A 16,404-nucleotide genomic window follows, 5' to 3' on the forward strand; every position below is an offset into this window, starting at 1 on the left:
GCAGTACGCCCGCAACGGCCGCGCGTCGCGCGACCTGTCTCGTGCCCCTTCCGAAGGAGCAGCAGAGCTTTCTAGATCGTCACGACGCCGCTTGTGGCGACGGCTGAGCGGGCTCGTCGGTGACCGCGGGGTCGCTGACGTCGACGAACTCGTGTTCCGATTCTACGGCGGCTGCGTTACGAAGATGTTTCGGCGTGTACGGGCTCGGCTCCGTGCCGTGGTGGTGCTTCGCCTGCACGATGAGCACGACGATTCCGAGGATCACGGCCGCGAGGGCCGCCCACACGTTGGTGCGCAGGCCGAGGAACACGTCGCTCGGGTCGATGCGGATCGACTCCCAGACCACGCGTCCGGCGCCGTACCAGATGAGGTAGACCGCGAGCAGGCGCCCCCACTGCATAGTGGCGCGGCGACCGAGCCAGACGAGCACGATGGCGCCGAGCACGTTCCACACGACCTCATAGAGGAAGGTGGGGTGGAACAGAGTGCCCTCGGGAAGGCCCGCCGGGATTGAGGAGTTGTCGGCATCGATCTCGAGGCCCCACGGCAGGTCGGTGGGCAGCCCGAAGAGCTCCTGGTTGAACCAGTTGCCGAACCGTCCGAACGCCTGCGCGAGGATCAGGCCGGGCGCGAGCGCATCGGCGAACGCCGTGAAGCGGATCCCCGCCCAGCGGCAGCCGATCCACGCGCCGAGCGCGCCTCCCAGCAGCGCGCCGAAGATGGCGATGCCGCCGTCCCAGATGTTCCAGATCGCATCCTGCTGGGTCGGATTCCACCACTCGCGGTCGCCGCTGAAGTAGAAGCCCCAGTGGGTGAGCACGTGGTACGCCCTCGCGCCGATGAACGCCAGGATCACCGCGGGCAGCGCGATGTCGATCACGACCCACGACTCGGCCCCGCGCTTGGTGAGGCGTCGGTTCGTGATGATGGCCGCCACGACGATGCCGAGCAGGATGCACAGCGCGTAGTAGTGGATCGTGAACGGTCCGAACGTGAGACCGAAGATCGTCCACTCGCTTCCGAAGGAGAACGACGAGATCGGCGGGCTCGGAATGCTCGCGGGGAGCGCAGGGAATGACAGCATGATGGGAGAAGTCTAGAGCTTTCTCTGATGTTCGACGTGGGAGGAGGTTCAGCGGCGCGTGCCGGAGGAGAGTTCGCGCGCCTTCGACGCCAGACCCGCGACTCCCCCGTCGCGCAGGGCTTGAACGAGCGCGGTCCCGACGATCGCGCCGTCGGCGTACTCGGCGATGCTCGCCACGTGCTCGGCGGTCGTGACGCCGATGCCGACGCACGCGCGCTTCGTGCCGGCAGCGCGCAGCCGCTCGACGAGTCGCTGGGCGGCTGCATCGAGCGACGCGCGCTCGCCGGTGATCCCCATGGTGGAGACGGTGTAGACGAAGCCCGACGAGTTCTGAGACACGAGCGCGAGGCGCTCGTCGGTGGAGCTCGGCGCCGCGAGGAAGACGCGATCGAGGCCGTGCGCGTCGGACGCGCGGATCCATTCCTCCGCCGCGTCGGGGGTGATGTCGGGCGTGATGATGCCCGCTCCCCCGGCCGCTGCGAGATCGGCCGCGTAGCGTTCGACGCCGTACTGCACGATGAGGTTCCAGTAGCTCATCACGAGCACCGGGACGTCGGTTCGCGCGGCGACCTCCCGGATCACCGTGAACAGGTCGGCAGTCCGGAAACCGGCCTCGAGGGCGATGTTGGTCGCCTCCTGGATCACCGGACCGTCCATGACGGGGTCGCTGTAGGGCGGGCCGAGCTCGATGACGTCGGCGCCGTTCTCCGCGAGCGCGACGGCAGCCTCGATGGAGGTGGGGAGGTCAGGGTATCCGGCCGGCAGATAGCCGACGAACGCGGCGCGGCCGTCTGCTGCCGCGAGATCGATCGCCTGCTCGACACGCGAGGTCACGATGTCGCCTCCTCGTCGTCATACAGCCCGAAGTACGTCGCGGCCGTGTCCATGTCCTTGTCGCCTCGGCCCGACAGACACACGGCGATCGTCGCGTCGGGGCCGAGCTCGCGGCCGATGCGGATCGCGCCCGCGAGCGCGTGCGCGGACTCGATCGCGGGAATGATGCCCTCGGTCTGGGTCAGCAGCCGCATCGCCTGCATCGCCTCGTCGTCGGTGGCGGGGATGTAGGTGGCGCGACCGGTCGATGCGAGCCACGCGTGCTCGGGGCCGACGCCGGGATAGTCGAGGCCGGCCGAGATCGAGTGCGACTCGACCGTCTGCCCGTCCTCGTCCATCAGCACGAACGTGCGCGCGCCGTGCAGCACGCCGGGACGTCCGCGCTCGAGCGATGCGGCGTGCCGCTCGGTGTCGACGCCGTCGCCGGCCGCCTCGACGCCGTAGAGGCGCACCGATGCGTCATCGATGAACGCGTCGAACATGCCGATGGCGTTGGATCCGCCGCCGACGCATGCGATCACCGCGTCAGGGAGGGCGCCGGTGCGCTCGAGGATCTGCGCGCGCGCCTCCTCCGAGATGACCTTCTGGAAGTCGCGCACGAGCGCCGGGAACGGATGCGGGCCCGCCGCCGTTCCGAAGATGTAATTGGTCGTCGTGACGCTCGCGACCCAGTCGCGCAGCGCCTCGTTGATGGCGTCCTTGAGCGTACGCGATCCGGTCTTCACGGCGACGACCTCGGCGCCGAGCATGCGCATGCGTGCCACGTTCGGCGCTTGCCGCTCAGTGTCGACCTCGCCCATGTAGATCGTGCAGTCCATGCCGAACAGCGCCGCCGCGGTCGCGGTCGCCACGCCGTGCTGGCCGGCGCCGGTCTCGGCGATCACCCGCGTCTTGCCGAGGCGCTTCGTGAGCAACGCCTGGCCCAGGACGTTGTTGATCTTGTGGCTGCCGGTGTGGTTGAGGTCCTCGCGCTTGAGGAGGATGCGTGCGCCGCCGGCGTGCTCGGCGAACCTCGGCACCTCGGTCACGGGCGAGGGACGCCCGGCGTAGTCGGTGAGGAGCCCCGCGAGCTCGGAGAGGAATGCCGGGTCGGACATCGCCTCGGAGTGCGCGAGCGTCAGCTCGTCGAGCGCCGCGATGAGCGATTCCGGCATGTAGCGGCCGCCGAACTCGCCGTAGGTGGGTCCGGGCTGATCGCGCAGGGACATCAGATTCCTTCCGTCGCCGAGATGAATGCCGAAAGCGTCGCGACCGGGTCGCCCGTGACGAGCGCCTCGCCGATGAGCACGACGTCGGCGCCGCCGGTGCGGTAATGCACGACGTCGTCCGGAACGGCCACGGCCGACTCGGCGACGCGGATCGTGCTGTCCGGAATTCCCGGCGCGAGCCGCTCGAAGAGGTTGCGATCGAGCGAGAAGTCGCTGAGGTCGCGGGCGTTGATGCCGATGATCGGTGCGCCGAGGTCGACGGCGATCTGCACCTCGTCAGCCGTGTGCGCCTCGACGAGCGGGGTCATGCCCATATCGACCGTGAGCGAGAACAGCTCGGCGATCGTCGGCCGGTCGAGGCCCGCGACGATCAGGAGCACGAGGTCGGCGCCCGCGGCGCGCGCCTCGGCGACCTGATAGGTCGTCGCGATGAAGTCCTTGCGCAGGACGGGAAGGCCCACGGCCTTTTTCACGGCCGTGAGATCGTCGAGGGATCCCTTGAACCGTCGCCCCTCCGTGAGAACGCTGATCGCGCTGGCGCCGCCGGTCTCGTAGCGCGACGCCTGCAGCGCCGGATCCGGGATCGCCGCGAGGTCGCCGCGGGACGGGCTCGCGCGCTTGACCTCTGCGATGACGCGCACCGTTTCGCCGCGCGCGAGGAACGTCGTGGCATCGAGCGCTGCCGACTGTTCGGCCGCGATCCGCTCGACGTCGGCGAGCGGGAGCTGCGCGCGTCGAGCCTGCGCGTCCTCGACCGCCCCGAGCGTGAGGTCGGCGAGGAGCGACATCAGTGGCCCTTGGGCTGGTACTTGGGTCCGTTGACGCCGAATCCGGCCTTCGAGAGGATCCATCCGACGATCAGGCCGACGACGACGAGGCCGCCCGCTGCCCACACGAGCCAGATCTGGTCGAGGTACAGCGCCACCGTGCCGATCGAGACGGCGACCAGCATGATGAGGATCGCGGTCCACGCCGCAGGTGAGTGGCCGTGACCGGGGTCGCCGATGGGATTCGTCATAAGGATGCTCCTCGAAATGCTGCCAGGGGATCGTTGTCGAGTCTACGCGATGACCGCGTCACTGCCGGTCCGTGGGGTCGTCACCGCGCGAGAGGTCGTCCCAGGAATCGACCGCGTCGAGCGGGCCGGAGGAACGCGCCTGGTGCGCGCTTCCCGCCGCGTCGTAGCGATGGCCGCCGCGGCGCCAGGCGAGGCCGGTTGCGAGTGCGAACGCGCCGCCGATGGCGACGACCACACCGCAGACGAGCGCGATGACGGGCCACGCGGTGATCGCGGTGCCGGAGACCACGGATGCCACGCCCTCGGTGCCGGCGATCCCCGTGTGCTCCGTCACCGTGGACTCGACGGCCGTCACGGGCGAGCCGAACACGACGGCCGCGGAGATCCAGGTGAGGCCGACGCCCAGGACAACGGCGATCGCGGCGAGAACCATGCGCACGATCCGGCCCGCGAGGGCCAGGGCGAGCGACAGGGCGAGCGCGGCGAGGGCGAGCGGCTGCAGCAATGACAGCGCGTCGGCGCCCTTCGCCTCGAGCAGGGTGGCCTGCAGCTCAGTCGTCGCCCAGGTCTGGGTCGACGAGATCAGGGCGAGCGCGCCGCCGGTGAGAATGACCAGGACGCTCAGCAGGCGGCCGCGCCCAGACACCCAGCTCTCGCGACGCGCCGTCACGACGACGCCGTCATTCGACGACCGGTCCGAGGTCGCGCTCTGCCCCATCGAAGCACGTGCGCGTGCCCGTGTGGCATGCGGCCCCGGTCTGCTCGACCGAGAGCAGGATCGTGTCGCCGTCGCAGTCCATGCTCGCGGCCTTCACCACCTGGATGTGGCCCGAGGTGTCGCCCTTGCGCCAGTACTCCTGGCGACTGCGCGACCAGTACGTGGCACGTCCCTCGGTGAGGGTGCGGCGCAGGGCCTCGATGTTCATCCACGCGAGCATGAGCACGTCGCGGCTGTCGTGGTCCTGCACCACGACAGGGACGAGCCCGTTGGCATCGAAGCGCACCTTCGCGATGCGCAGGCTGAGATCGAGATCTGTCATCTGACGAGAATGCCTTCCTCCCGCATCGCGCGCTTCGCGTCGTCGATACGGATCTGGCCGGAGTGGAACACGGTAGCGGCGAGCACCGCGTCGGCCCCCGCGCGGACAGCCGGGGCGAAGTGCGACTCGTCGCCCGCGCCGCCGGACGCGATCACCGGGACGGACGACAGCTCGCGCACGAGCCCGATCAGTTCGAGGTCGAACCCGTCCTTCGTGCCGTCGGCATCGATCGAGTTCACGAGGAGCTCGCCGGCGCCGCGCTCGATCGCCTCGCGCGCCCAGTCGAGCGCATCGAGGTCGGTCTCGCGGCGGCCGCCGTGGGTCGTCACGACGAAGCCGCTGGCTGTCCTGGCCGATCGCTTGATGTCGAGCGAGAGCACGAGGCACTGCGCCCCGTACCGGTCGGCGATCTCGTCGAGCAGGCCCGGGCGCGCGATACCGGCGGAGTTCACGCCGACCTTGTCCGCACCGACCTCCTGCAATCGCGCGACGTCGTCGACCGAGCGCACTCCCCCACCGACGGTGAGCGGGATGAAGACCTGCTCGGCCGTGCGGCGCACGACGTCGTACATCGTGTCCCGTTGCTCGACCGATGCGCCCACGTCGAGGAAGGTGAGCTCGTCGGCGCCCTGCTCGTAGTAGTCGCGGGCGAGTTCGACGGGATCACCCATCTCGCGGAGGTTCTCGAAGTTGACGCCCTTGACGACCTTGCCGCCCTGGACGTCGAGGCAGGGGATCACGCGCGTTGCGACGCCGAGATCGGCGGCCGTCGTCTGCTCGTTCGTCATGCGGGGCTCACAGGCGGGCGTTGTCGATCGCCGTCACGATCAGCGCGCGCGCGCCGATCGCGTACAGGTCGTCCATGATCCGGTTGGCATCGCGGCGCGGGATCATCACCCGCACGGCGACCCACCCGGGGCGCTGCAGCGGCGAGACCGTCGGCGACTGCATGCCCGCGGCGACCTCGGTCGCCTGCTGCACGTGCTCGGCGGGGAGGTCGTAGTCAAGCATCACGTAGCGCCGCGCGACGAGCACGCCGCGCAGGCGGCGCAGCAGCCGGTCGATGCCGGCCGGCTCGCTCGGGCCCTGAATGAGCACGGCCTCGGATTCGAGCATCACGGGCCCGAAGATCTCGAGGCCCGCCTGCCGCAGGGTCGTGCCCGTCTCGACGACGTCGGCGATCGCATCGGCCACGCCGAGCTGCACGGCCGATTCGACGGCGCCGTTCAGCGGCACGACCTCGACGGAGATGCCCTGGCTGGTGAGGAACGACTCCACGAGTCCCGCGTAGCTGGTCGCGATGCGCTTGCCGTCGAGCTGTTCGATGGACGAGAAGCGGCCGGCGGGGGCGGCGAAGCGGAAGGTCGACCGGGCGAAGCCCAGCGGTTCGATCTCGCGCGCGTCCGGCAGGCAGACGTCGCGCAGCAGGTCGCGCCCGGTGAGCCCCACGTCGAGCGCTCCGTGTGCCACGTAGGTCGCGATGTCACGCGGGCGCAGGTAGAAGAATTCAACGCCGTTGGCCTCGTCTACGAGGTGCAGCGTTTTGGAGTCGCGGCGCGTGGCGTAGCCGGCCTCCGAGAGCATCTGAACGGCGGTCTCGGACAGCGAGCCTTTATTGGGGATGGCGATGCGTAGCACGGTGAGGTCTTTCTGATCGGGTCGGTTGCGTCGGCGACGGATCAGAGATGTCGGTAGACGTCTTCGAGCGTGAGGCCCTTGGCGATCATCATCACCTGCAGGTGGTAGAGCAGCTGCGACATCTCCTCGGCGGCCGCCTCGTCGGTCTCGTACTCCGAGGCCATCCACACCTCGGCGGCCTCCTCGACGATCTTCTTGCCGATGAAGTGCACGCCGGCGTCGAGCTCCTCGACGGTGCCGGATCCGGCGGGACGGGTGGCGGCCTTGTCGCTCAGCTCGGCGAACAGGTCCTCGAACGATTTCACGAGTCCAGGCTATCCGCTCCGTGGGAGTGCCGAGCCGCAAGGGCTCTCAGCTGGCCGATTCGCTGATCGATGTCCGCCGCGCCGAACACCGCGGATCCGGCCACGAACGTATCGGCGCCCGCCTCGGCGGCCTGCGCGATCGTGTCGAGCGAGATGCCCCCGTCCACCTGCAGCCACACCTCGGAACCGCGGCGCGCCGCCTCGTTCTTGAGGGCGCGCAGCTTCGGCATCATGTCGGTGCGGAAGCTCTGCCCGCCGAACCCCGGCTCGACCGTCATCACGAGGATCTGATCGAACTCGTCGAGGTGCTCGAACATGCCCTCGACGGGAGTGTCGGGCTTCACGGCCACGCCCGCGCGCGCGCCGATCTGCCTCAGGCGCCGTGCGAGAGCGACCGGCTCGCGGGCGGCCTCGAGATGGAACGTGACCGAGGCGGCGCCGATCTCGGCGTAGCCGGGGGCCCATCGGTCGGCGTCCGAGATCATGAGGTGCACGTCGAGCGGGAGGGGGCTCGTCGCCTGCACGCGCTCGACCATCTGCGGCCCGAACGTCAGGTTCGGCACGAAGTGGTTGTCCATGACGTCGACGTGCACGAGGTCGGCGCCGGAGATGCGCTCGAGGTCACGCTGCATGTTCACGAAGTCGGCGGAGAGAATGCTCGGGTTGATGCGGGGGGCGTCGGGAAGCGTCACCCTCTCATTATCCCGGTCCACGCGATAATGGATCGGCATCCGATAGCGAGGGGGAATGTCGGATGGGAGATTTCCCGTGGCAGAAGGATCCGGACCGCGAGCGGCGCACGTGGCGCCGGTCCGGCATGCCGTGGCAGCGCGACGCAGAAGACGACGCGCTCGGCGAGCCCGAGCCGCCCGTTGCCCCTGCCCCTGCCCCTGAGTCGCAGGATCCTGAGCCGCACGAAGCCGCTCCGCAACCCGATCCCCCGCGCGAGCCGGCACAGGAAGTGCCCGAAGCGCCCCAGACTCCGCCCGCGTATCCGCCCGAAGCCGCTTCACCGGAACACGCTGTGCCCGCGCCGGCCGCACCCCCGCAGCGGGAGAAGAAGAAGTCGCGCAAGAAGAGAGCGGCGCGGTCGATGACGCCGGCGTCGCCGGCCCCGAGGGGTGCCTCGGCGGCGAAGCGCTCGCCGGCCAAGAAGTCCTCGACCGGAACGAAGGTCGGAATGGGCGTCGCCCTCGTTCTCGTCGGGGGCAGCGTGATCACCGGAATCGTGAACTCGCTTGGTGACGACGATGCGCCAACCTACGAGCGCACGGCGGAGGAAGAGGGCGACCTGCGCCAGCAGCTCACCGACACGGTGAGCGGGTATTTCGACGCGATCATGGAGGCGGACGCGGCGCGCGCTGACCTATGTCGACCCCAGCGATCTCGAGGACGCGGACGGGTCGCTTCTCACCGACGACGTGCTGGCGGCCGCGCAAGACCGCGCACCCATCGACGAGATCACGGTCGCGAGCGTCGACTTCGACCCCGACTACCGCTTCCACGCGACCGCCGACGTCACGTACCTGCTCAGAGGCGAGGACACCACCACCACCGTCGACCTCTGGAACCACGCCTCGTCCGATGACGGGTGGAGCGTGCGCCTCGACTCGCGCTCGATGATGTTTCCCTCGACGATGTTCGAGGGGCTGCGGCCGACCGTCTACGGCGAGCCCGTAGAGGTGGATGCGCAGGTGTTGGCCTTCCCCGGCGAGTACGAAGTCGCCTTCCCCGATTCTCCGCACCTGTCGCTCGTCACGATGCCCGGGATCGGCGCGGGTACGTCGTCCGAGGACGGATCCGACGTCGCCGTCGTGACCTTTCCCCTCGGCGACGATGCCTACATCGACCTCGGCGTGTCGGCGTCGGGGCAGTCGGCATTCACGGAGGCGGTGATGGCCTCGATCGACGCGTGCGTCTCGTCGACGAACGGCGATAGCGAGTGCGCGCGAGCCGGCGGATCCGCGGCCGACGACGGGGCCGTCGACGGCACCGTCGCGCGGCATCTCGACGAGGAGTTCAGCGATCTCGACTTCGAACCGCGACCGGTCATGGGCGATCAGGACCGGCTGCGCGAGATCACCACGGTCGGCGCGGAGTACGAAGCGACGTGCGACGGCGGTGTCGAATGCTCCGGGATGGAATTCTTCGGCTACCCCAACGTCGATTTCGGTACCGGGAGCGCACGCGTGACGTGGGAGAGTGTCGATTGACAACCCCAGCGGCCCACTGAGCCGCGACGCATAGGAGGCGCGGAATGACGAACTTTCCGTGGCAGAAGCTCGACGGCGCCTCTGACGACGAATCTCACGACGGCGACGCGTCGAACTTTCCCTGGGCGCAGCGGCCGAGCACGCAGGCGTCGCCCGGGCGATCCATGCCGTGGCGCAGCGAGGCTGCTACCGGGCAGGCCCCCGCGGAACATACGCCGGTCGAGCAGAAACAGGCAGACGAGACCGCCACCGAGCAGCCGCGGCACGAGCCGCGCACGACGCACGCGTCGATGACGCCAGCGCACCCGATCGGCGCGCCGCGACCGTCGCAGCCGCGTCAGAAGAAGGCTCGCTCCCGCCCGCAGACGGAGCTCGCGAACCGGAAGCGGCCCCGAAGCGCCCACCGTTCCGGCACGGGCATCCGCACGACGATCATCGTCGCGGTCGCCGTGCTCGTGATCGCGGGCGTCGGATACGGGGTATTCACCTCGTTCAACGCCACGACGCCGAACGATGAGCCCCAGGCGGTGCCCGCCGACGTCATCGAGGAGGCTGCTCCCGCGGAGCGGGCGATCGAGGTCGGCAACGACTTCGTCGAGGCGATCCGCACGGCCGACGGCGCCGCGCTCCAGAGCCTGATCGGCAGCACGCTCATGGGCGATGCCGCGCTGATCACCGACGCGGTCCTGGCGGAGATGCTCGAGCGCCATCCGCTCTCGGAGACGTCCGTCACCGCCATCGGAACCGATGATTCCGCGGGCATTCAGGACGTCGAGATCGCCTACCGGCTCGGCGATCAGGCCTTCGTCTATGAGATCGGCATCGACACGATCGATCGCGACTCCACGGAGGGTGCGGTCGACCTCGACCTGCCCCTCCTCACGTTCGACGGCGGGTTCGGCGACATGGAGATCGCGGTCAACGGAACGGTCGCCGCGACGGGCTCGGGCTCGATCTATTCGGTTGTGCCGGGCGTGTACGAGCTCGCGACGTCGGCCGAATACGTCGAACTCGCGGGCGCACCGATCATCGCGACCACCGGGTTCGCGTACGCCTACACGCGCGAACATGAACCAACGCTCACGGACGAGGGGCTTGCTCAGTTCCGCAGTCGGGCCCGCACCTCCGCCGAGGAATGCCTGTCATCGACGGCGCTCGACGCCGGCTGCGAGCTCGCGGTGACGCCGGGGCTGCAGGGCGGCAATTCGCTCATCGACGGCACGATCGAGCGCACGATCAGCGAGGAGTCCTGGGCGGAGATCGATGCGCTCGAGCCGACCGCGTCGTCATCCGCACCGCTCGTCATGGAGGATGCGTTCTTCTCCGCCGAGGTGGTATTCACGGGAGACTGGTCGGGGGCCTCGGGCGCCGGCCGGGATCAGATCTACGGCGGCCCGTACCTCGCGAGCCCGTCGGTCGACTTCGCGGATCCCGACCTGCCGGTCACCTGGGGCTATTGACGCTCGATCAGCGCCAGGAACATCGCGTCGGTGCCGTGGCGGTGCGGCCAGAGCTGCGCGGTCGTCAGCCCGTCGGAGCGCTCGGCGAGGTCGAGCGGTTCGCGTGCGACCGCCTGCAGGGACGCGGCGGCATCGAGCAGCGTGACGTCGTCTCGACGGTCCAGGATCGCGCGCACGACACCGGTCGTCTCGGCCGGGTGCGGCGAGCACGTGACGTAGGCGACGACGCCGCCCGGCTTCAGCGCGTCGATCGCGCGGTCGAGCAGGCCCGTCTGCACGTCGACCAGGTCGGTGACGTCCTGCGGCGATTTACGCCAGCGAGCCTCGGGACGCCGGCGCAGCGCGCCGAGGCCCGTGCAGGGGGCGTCGACGAGAATCCGGTCGAACGCGCCCGCGTTCTCGCTCGCGAGCTCACGGCCATCGCGCTCGTGCACCTCGACGGGCTCGGGGATCGCCTCCAGCGCGCGGCGCACGAGACCGGCACGCGCCGGGATCAACTCGTTCGCCTCGAGCAGCGCCGACGCGTTCCGGGCCTCCGCCGCCAGGACGGCGGTCTTTCCCCCGGGGCCGGCGCAGAGGTCGAGCCACCGCTCCCCCGCGACGGGCGCCCGGCGAGCGAGCGCGAGCGCAACGAGCTGGGATCCCTCGTCCTGCACCCGCATCGCGCCGCCCGAGGAACGAACGAGGGGCTCCGGATCGCCGGACGGCGCCCGGAAGCCGATCGGCGAGAAGCGCGTGCGCGGGCTGCGCGGCTCGGCAAGGCCCGTCAGGGCCGCCATCGTGACCGACGGCGAGGCGTTGTCGGCGGCGAGCAGCTCCTCCAGCTCGTGCTCGCGCCCCTCGGCCCGCAGGCCGCGGCGCATGGCGCGCACGATCCACACGGGGTGCGAGCTCGTCCAGCCGATCGCCTCGTCATCGCTGCGGGCGAGGGCCCTGACCTGGTCGAGCCAGCCGTCGAGGTCGTTGCGCGAGATGCGCCGAAGTACCGCGTTCGCGAAGCCCGTCGCGCTCCGGCCCGACGACCGGCGCGCCAGCTCGACCGATTCGTTGACGGCGGCGTGCGGCGCAACGCGCGTCGCGAGCAGCTGGTGGGCGCCGAGCCGGAGTGCGTCGAGCACGCCGTGGTCGATCTCGTCGAGCTCGCGGCCCGCGGCAATCCGGATGATGGCGTCGTACATGCCGCGGCCGCGCAGCGTGCCGTAGGTGAGCTCGGTCGCGAGAGCCGCATCGGCCGGCGAGAGCCCTGCGCGATCGATCTCGATCGGCAGGAGGAGGTTCGCATACGCGTCGTCGGCATCGACAGCGTGCATGACGGCGAACGCGACCTCACGGGAGCGCTGCACGATCGTCGGGGGCGCATCGCGGCGCCGACGCGGGTCGGGGCGGCCGCTCATGATCCGAGCTCCACATCGCCGCGCAGGCCGCGGTACCAGGCGTCGGCCGCCATCGCCGGCTTACCGGCGGGCTGTACGCGATCGACGAATATCGCGTCGCTCGCGGTTCCGACCAACACGCCGCCCTGAGCGGGAGCGACCGCGCCCGGCGCAAGCGCTCCCTCACCGCGCGTCGCCGAATGGATCTTGAACCGCTCCCCGGCGAGCCGCGTGTGCGCCCCGGGCTCGGGCGTGACGCCGCGGAAACGGGCGAGCACCTCGTCAGCGGGGCGCGAGAAGTCGAGCAGGCCGTCGTCGATCGCGAGCTTCGGCGCGAGCGACTCCTCGCCCTGTTGGGGCCGGGCTTCGGCCGTGCCGTCGGCGATGCGGTCGACGACGTCGGCGAGCAGTTGCGCGCCCGAGTCAGCGAGGGCGGCGAGGACCTCGCCCGCCGTTTCGTCGGCGCCCGGCCGATAGGTCAGTTGATCGAAGACGTCGCCCGCATCGAGCGCGCTCACGAGCTGGAACACCGCCGCACCCGTGACCTCGTCGCCCGCGATGAGCGCCCGCTGCACGGGAGCCGCGCCGCGCCACTTCGGCAGCAGCGAGAAGTGCAGGTTGATCCAGCCGTGCTCCGGCGCCGTCAGCAGTGGATCCCGCACCAGGCCGCCGTACGCGACGATGACCCCGAGGTCGGGCTCGAACGCAAGGATCTGCGCCGTGGCGTCGTCGTCGAGGCGCGCCGCCTTGACGACCGGAAGGCCGAGTTCCTCGGCCTTGCGTGCAACGGGCGACGGTGTGATGACGCGCTTTCGGCCGAGCGGCGCGTCGGGCCGTGTCACGACGCCGACGACATCAACGCCCGAGGAGACGAGCGCGACGAGCGAGGGCACCGCGGCGTCGGGCGTGCCCGCGAAGACGATCCGCGGAGGGACGGTGGGGTGCGGCATGGTGTCGGTGTCCTCAGCTTCAGAGATCGGGATCGGCGACGTCGAGCCGCACAGAGAGTGTATTCGTGGGAGTCCGGGGTCTTCCTGCTTCCGCGGGCCCGCGAGGGCGACGCGAGCGGCTCTTCACGGCGGCCTCGATCACCGAGGCGCGCAGGCTCTCGGCGACGGCGGTCCCGCGGCCGTAGTCGAACCTCACGAGCGCGCGCGCCCGCTTGCGGCCGGACACGTCCGCGAGCGGCACCGGGCCGAGGATCGCATCGGGTGAGAGCCCCGGAGCGTCGGCCCCGAGCCGCACGAGCGCCTTCTCGAGCTGCGGAACGTCGCCCTCGACCCGCGCGACGCGCACGACCGGCGGCATCTTCACCGGCGCACGCTCCATCAGCTCCGTGCGCGCATACGCGGGCTGATTCCATGTCGCGAGGGCGCGGGCGACGGGACCGGTGACGCCCACGAGATGCGTCGCCGCGCCTGGCGCCGCGAGAGCCGCGGCGTTCGACCACCCGCGCAGGCAGGCCTCGCCGATGCGCAGGTCGGGGGCCTGCAGCATGCGCTCACCGTCGAGGAGCAGCACGGCGCGGTAACCGTTCGGGGCGAGCGGCTCCGCCCCGCGCGTCGCGACCACGAGCGCCGGCTGATCCTCGATCGTCTGCACCGGATGCGCGCCGTCGGCGACGATCACGCGCACACCGGGAAACGCGCGCCCGAGCTCATCGGCCGTGCGCTCGGATCCGCTCGACGCAAGCCGGACGCTCGTCGCCTCGCAGCTCGAGCACTGCCACCCGAGCGCGGCGCGCGCGCACCAGCTGCAGACCGGCGTCGCCCCGCGAGCGGGCGCGTGGAGCGGACCCCCGCAGGACGCGCAGCGCGCCGGGCTGCGGCACTCGGCGCAGACGAGGCTCGGGGCGTACCCCGGGCGCGCGACCTGCACGAGCACGGGGCCCAGCTCGAGGGCCTGCCGCGCGGAGCGGAAGGCCGCCGACGGGATCCGGCCGGTGTTCGGCGTGTCTTGGGGAGCGGCGATGACCACGCGCGGCGAGCGACGGCGCTCGGGGCCCACCGACACCGCGAAACCGATGCTCACAAGTCGCTCGACGTCGGACGAGCGCGAGTGCCCGCAGAACACCAGGGCGCCGCCGTCGAGGCTCTGCCGGACGAGCGCGACGTCGCGGGCGTGCGCGTACGGCGCGAGCGGTTCCTCGAACGACGAGTCGCCGTCGTCCCAGATCGCGAGCACGCCCAGGTCGGCGACCGGCGCGTAGACCGCCGACCGGTTGCCGACCACGACGCACGGCCCCGCGCCCGTCGTGCGCAGATAGGCGGCGTACCGCTCCTGCGCCGTCTGGTCGGCGTCGACGCGCACGATCGCGCCTGCCGGCACGATGCCGTCGAGCCCGGACAGCAGCCGGTCGAGGTCGCGGTGGTCGGGCACCGCGATGATCGCGGACGTGCCGCGATCGAGCGCCGAGGCCGCGATCGATGCCAACAGTCGCGCCCACTCGGGCACCAGCCCCACGACGCCGGGCGGCGCGTCGAGCGCCAGCCGCTCCCCCGCCGTCAGCGCATCGGTGAGTCCGGGATACGAGCCCAGGTCATCTGTCGCGCCCGGGATGGGCTCGATATCCGGCCCCTCCGGGTGCGCAAGCCACGCCTTCTCGGCGCGCACCATGCGCCGCGGGATCGCGAGACGCAGCACATCGGTCGCCGACCCGGCGGAGCGATCGGCGACGGCGCGCGCCAGCCGGTACAGCCGATCCGGCAGGACGACCGCATCAGAGACGACGGTGTCGATCTCGGCGAGGGCGCGTTCCGGGTCGGTCTCCTCGCCGACCTCGACGATGTAGCCCTGCAGCACGCGCCCCGCGCTCTTCAGCGGCACCTTCACGCGCACGCCCGGTTTCGCCTCGTCGGCGAACTCGCGCGGAATCTGGTAGTCGAAGAGCCGATCGAGCTGAGGCAGGGGCGTATCCACGAGGACCCGTGCGATCGGCCGCGGGCCCTGCGGGGCGATGTGTGCCGGGTGCTCGGGCACGATGCCTACAGCCCGGCGGCGGCCCGCAGCGCCTCGACGCGGTCGAGATTCTCCCACGTGAACTCGGGGAGCTCTCGCCCGAAGTGGCCGTACGCCGCCGTCTTCGCATAGATGGGGCGCAGCAGATCGAGATCACGGATGATCGCGGCCGGGCGCAGGTCGAACACGGCATCGATCGCGGCCGTGATCTTATCTTCGTCGACGTGCCCCGTGCCGAACGTTTCAACATACAGCCCCACGGGCTTCGCCTTGCCGATCGCGTACGCGACCTGCACCTCGAGCCGGTCGGCCAGCCCCGCGGCGACCGCGTTCTTCGCGACCCAGCGCATGGCGTACGCGGCCGAGCGATCGACCTTCGACGGGTCCTTGCCGCTGAACGCACCGCCGCCGTGCCGCGCCGCGCCGCCGTACGTGTCGATGATGATCTTGCGGCCCGTGAGCCCCGCATCGGCCTTCGGGCCGCCGAGCTCGAAGCTGCCGGACGGGTTGATGTGCAGCTGGAGGTTCGACGTATCGAGGCCGGTCTCCTCGAGGACCGGGCGGATCACGACGCGCTCCACGGCCTCCGCCAGATCGACCTGCGAGATCTCGGGGGCGTGCTGCGTCGAAAGCACGACGGTCTCGACCGTGCGCGGCACGAGGCCGTCGTAGCCGAGCGTCACCTGCGTCTTGCCATCGGGGCGCAGGAACGCGAGCGTGCCCGATCGCCGGGCATCCGTCAGTCGCTCGGCGAGGCGGTGCGCGATCCAGATCGCCATCGGCATGTACGTCGGCGTCTCGTTGGTCGCGTAGCCGAACATGATGCCCTGATCGCCCGCGCCCTGCTGGTCGAGCGCATCGCCGTCTGAGCCCGAACGGTGCTCGGAGCTCGTCGTGACTCCGTCGCCGATCTCCTGCGACTGCTCGCCGACCGACACCGTGACGCCGCAGGAATCGGCGTCGAAGCCCATGTCGCTCGACGTGTAGCCGATGCGGCGGATCACGTCGCGCGCGATCGTCGAGATGTCGGCGTAGCCGTCGGTGCGGATCTCGCCGGCGACGTGCACGAGGCCTGTCGTCACGAGCGTCTCCACGGCGACGCGCGCGCCCGGATCCTGCGTCAGAAGCGCGTCGAGCACGCTGTCCGAGATCTGATCACAGATCTTGTCCGGATGTCCCTCGGTGACGGACTCGGAGGTGAACAGGCGAAGACTCATGGCGGATCCTTGAGTGAGAGTGGCAGAGGTGGACGGCATCAATGATGCCGAGAACC

Annotated in this window: 17 protein-coding genes; 2 read left to right on the forward strand and 15 right to left on the reverse strand. The window is 70.5% G+C overall.

What is annotated here, in order from left to right; genetic code table 11:
- Positions 1–79: 79 nt before the first annotated feature.
- From lgt to rpe, 11 genes are read right to left on the reverse strand one after another with little or no spacing between them, the layout of a single operon-like run.
- A complete protein-coding gene (gene lgt, locus G510_RS0100125) occupies positions 80–1,084 on the reverse strand; it encodes a prolipoprotein diacylglyceryl transferase (RefSeq protein ID WP_084644126.1) in 1,005 nt (334 codons plus the stop codon).
- A gap of 48 nt (positions 1,085–1,132) precedes the next feature.
- Positions 1,133–1,918, reverse strand: a complete 786-nt coding sequence (gene trpA, locus G510_RS0100130; protein WP_029151915.1) for a tryptophan synthase subunit alpha — start codon at positions 1,916–1,918, stop codon at positions 1,133–1,135.
- Positions 1,915–3,126 carry a tryptophan synthase subunit beta gene (trpB, locus tag G510_RS0100135; protein ID WP_029151916.1) on the reverse strand — a complete coding sequence of 404 codons (1,212 nt, stop codon included), beginning with the start codon at positions 3,124–3,126 and terminating at the stop codon, positions 1,915–1,917. The genes trpA and trpB overlap by 4 nt, the downstream gene beginning before the upstream one ends.
- Complete coding sequence (gene trpC / locus G510_RS0100140) at positions 3,126–3,914, reverse strand: indole-3-glycerol phosphate synthase TrpC (protein WP_036321357.1); 789 nt, start codon at positions 3,912–3,914, stop codon at positions 3,126–3,128. Before trpC ends, trpB begins: the two co-directional genes overlap by 1 nt.
- Positions 3,914–4,144 (reverse strand): DUF6704 family protein, encoded by a 231-nt coding sequence (locus tag G510_RS0100145; RefSeq protein ID WP_029151918.1) that lies wholly within the window; start codon positions 4,142–4,144, stop codon positions 3,914–3,916. The genes trpC and G510_RS0100145 overlap by 1 nt, the downstream gene beginning before the upstream one ends.
- 58 nt (positions 4,145–4,202) lie before the next feature.
- On the reverse strand, positions 4,203–4,862 hold the full coding sequence (locus tag G510_RS0100150) for a Trp biosynthesis-associated membrane protein (protein ID WP_051216076.1): 660 nt from the start codon (positions 4,860–4,862) through the stop codon (positions 4,203–4,205).
- Entirely contained in the window at positions 4,825–5,184 is a 360-nt protein-coding gene (hisI, locus tag G510_RS0100155) for a phosphoribosyl-AMP cyclohydrolase (protein ID WP_029151920.1), read from the reverse strand. The genes G510_RS0100150 and hisI overlap by 38 nt, the downstream gene beginning before the upstream one ends.
- The gene (gene hisF / locus G510_RS0100160) at positions 5,181–5,972 is read right to left on the reverse strand and encodes an imidazole glycerol phosphate synthase subunit HisF (protein WP_029151921.1); all 792 of its coding nucleotides are present in this window, start codon (positions 5,970–5,972) and stop codon (positions 5,181–5,183) included. The genes hisI and hisF overlap by 4 nt, the downstream gene beginning before the upstream one ends.
- Positions 5,973–5,979: 7 nt before the next feature.
- Positions 5,980–6,822, reverse strand: coding sequence for an ATP phosphoribosyltransferase (hisG, locus tag G510_RS0100165; protein WP_029151922.1), 843 nt, complete (start codon positions 6,820–6,822; stop codon positions 5,980–5,982).
- A gap of 41 nt (positions 6,823–6,863) precedes the next feature.
- Positions 6,864–7,127 carry a phosphoribosyl-ATP diphosphatase gene (locus G510_RS0100170; RefSeq protein WP_029151923.1) on the reverse strand — a complete coding sequence of 88 codons (264 nt, stop codon included), beginning with the start codon at positions 7,125–7,127 and terminating at the stop codon, positions 6,864–6,866.
- The gene (rpe, locus tag G510_RS0100175) at positions 7,124–7,819 is read right to left on the reverse strand and encodes a ribulose-phosphate 3-epimerase (protein ID WP_029151924.1); all 696 of its coding nucleotides are present in this window, start codon (positions 7,817–7,819) and stop codon (positions 7,124–7,126) included. The genes G510_RS0100170 and rpe overlap by 4 nt, the downstream gene beginning before the upstream one ends.
- A 729-nt stretch (positions 7,820–8,548) precedes the next feature.
- Between rpe and G510_RS0100180 the strand changes: the two genes are divergently transcribed.
- Together G510_RS0100180 and G510_RS0100185 are read left to right on the forward strand one after the other, a co-directional pair.
- Positions 8,549–9,340 (forward strand): hypothetical protein, encoded by a 792-nt coding sequence (locus G510_RS0100180; protein ID WP_029151925.1) that lies wholly within the window; start codon positions 8,549–8,551, stop codon positions 9,338–9,340.
- A 44-nt stretch (positions 9,341–9,384) separates the two neighbouring features.
- On the forward strand, positions 9,385–10,800 hold the full coding sequence (locus tag G510_RS0100185) for a hypothetical protein (protein WP_029151926.1): 1,416 nt from the start codon (positions 9,385–9,387) through the stop codon (positions 10,798–10,800).
- Here G510_RS0100185 and G510_RS0100190 read toward each other — a convergent pair.
- Genes G510_RS0100190 through metK form a run of 4 tightly spaced genes read right to left on the reverse strand, consistent with a single transcriptional unit; the run spans position 10,794 to position 16,348 of the window.
- Positions 10,794–12,194 (reverse strand): RsmB/NOP family class I SAM-dependent RNA methyltransferase, encoded by a 1,401-nt coding sequence (locus G510_RS0100190; protein WP_036321360.1) that lies wholly within the window; start codon positions 12,192–12,194, stop codon positions 10,794–10,796. The genes G510_RS0100185 and G510_RS0100190 overlap by 7 nt on opposite strands.
- Positions 12,191–13,123 carry a methionyl-tRNA formyltransferase gene (gene fmt, locus G510_RS0100195; protein ID WP_029151928.1) on the reverse strand — a complete coding sequence of 311 codons (933 nt, stop codon included), beginning with the start codon at positions 13,121–13,123 and terminating at the stop codon, positions 12,191–12,193. Before fmt ends, G510_RS0100190 begins: the two co-directional genes overlap by 4 nt.
- Positions 13,124–13,142: 19 nt before the next feature.
- The gene (locus G510_RS0100200) at positions 13,143–15,152 is read right to left on the reverse strand and encodes a primosomal protein N' family DNA-binding protein (protein WP_245563196.1); all 2,010 of its coding nucleotides are present in this window, start codon (positions 15,150–15,152) and stop codon (positions 13,143–13,145) included.
- Between the two features lie 5 nt (positions 15,153–15,157).
- Complete coding sequence (gene metK / locus G510_RS0100205) at positions 15,158–16,348, reverse strand: methionine adenosyltransferase (RefSeq protein WP_029151930.1); 1,191 nt, start codon at positions 16,346–16,348, stop codon at positions 15,158–15,160.
- Between the last annotated feature and the right edge of the window lie 56 nt (positions 16,349–16,404).

Origin of the sequence: Microbacterium gubbeenense DSM 15944, assembly GCF_000422745.1 — a bacterium.
Taxonomy (GTDB): Bacteria; Actinomycetota; Actinomycetes; order Actinomycetales; family Microbacteriaceae; genus Microbacterium; species Microbacterium gubbeenense.

Excerpts from the sequence above, each read along its gene's own strand:
- lgt (WP_084644126.1), bottom strand. The coding sequence starts at position 1,084 with ATGCTGTCATTCCCTGCGCTCCCCGCGAGCATTCCGAGCCCGCCGATC.
- trpB (WP_029151916.1), bottom strand. The coding sequence starts at position 3,126 with ATGTCCCTGCGCGATCAGCCCGGACCCACCTACGGCGAGTTCGGCGGC.
- trpC (WP_036321357.1), bottom strand. The coding sequence starts at position 3,914 with ATGTCGCTCCTCGCCGACCTCACGCTCGGGGCGGTCGAGGACGCGCAG.
- G510_RS0100145 (WP_029151918.1), bottom strand. The coding sequence starts at position 4,144 with ATGACGAATCCCATCGGCGACCCCGGTCACGGCCACTCACCTGCGGCG.
- G510_RS0100150 (WP_051216076.1), bottom strand. The coding sequence starts at position 4,862 with ATGGGGCAGAGCGCGACCTCGGACCGGTCGTCGAATGACGGCGTCGTC.
- hisI (WP_029151920.1), bottom strand. The coding sequence starts at position 5,184 with ATGACAGATCTCGATCTCAGCCTGCGCATCGCGAAGGTGCGCTTCGAT.
- hisF (WP_029151921.1), bottom strand. The coding sequence starts at position 5,972 with ATGACGAACGAGCAGACGACGGCCGCCGATCTCGGCGTCGCAACGCGC.
- G510_RS0100185 (WP_029151926.1), top strand. The coding sequence starts at position 9,385 with ATGACGAACTTTCCGTGGCAGAAGCTCGACGGCGCCTCTGACGACGAA.
- G510_RS0100190 (WP_036321360.1), bottom strand. The coding sequence starts at position 12,194 with ATGAGCGGCCGCCCCGACCCGCGTCGGCGCCGCGATGCGCCCCCGACG.
- fmt (WP_029151928.1), bottom strand. The coding sequence starts at position 13,123 with ATGCCGCACCCCACCGTCCCTCCGCGGATCGTCTTCGCGGGCACGCCC.
- metK (WP_029151930.1), bottom strand. The coding sequence starts at position 16,348 with ATGAGTCTTCGCCTGTTCACCTCCGAGTCCGTCACCGAGGGACATCCG.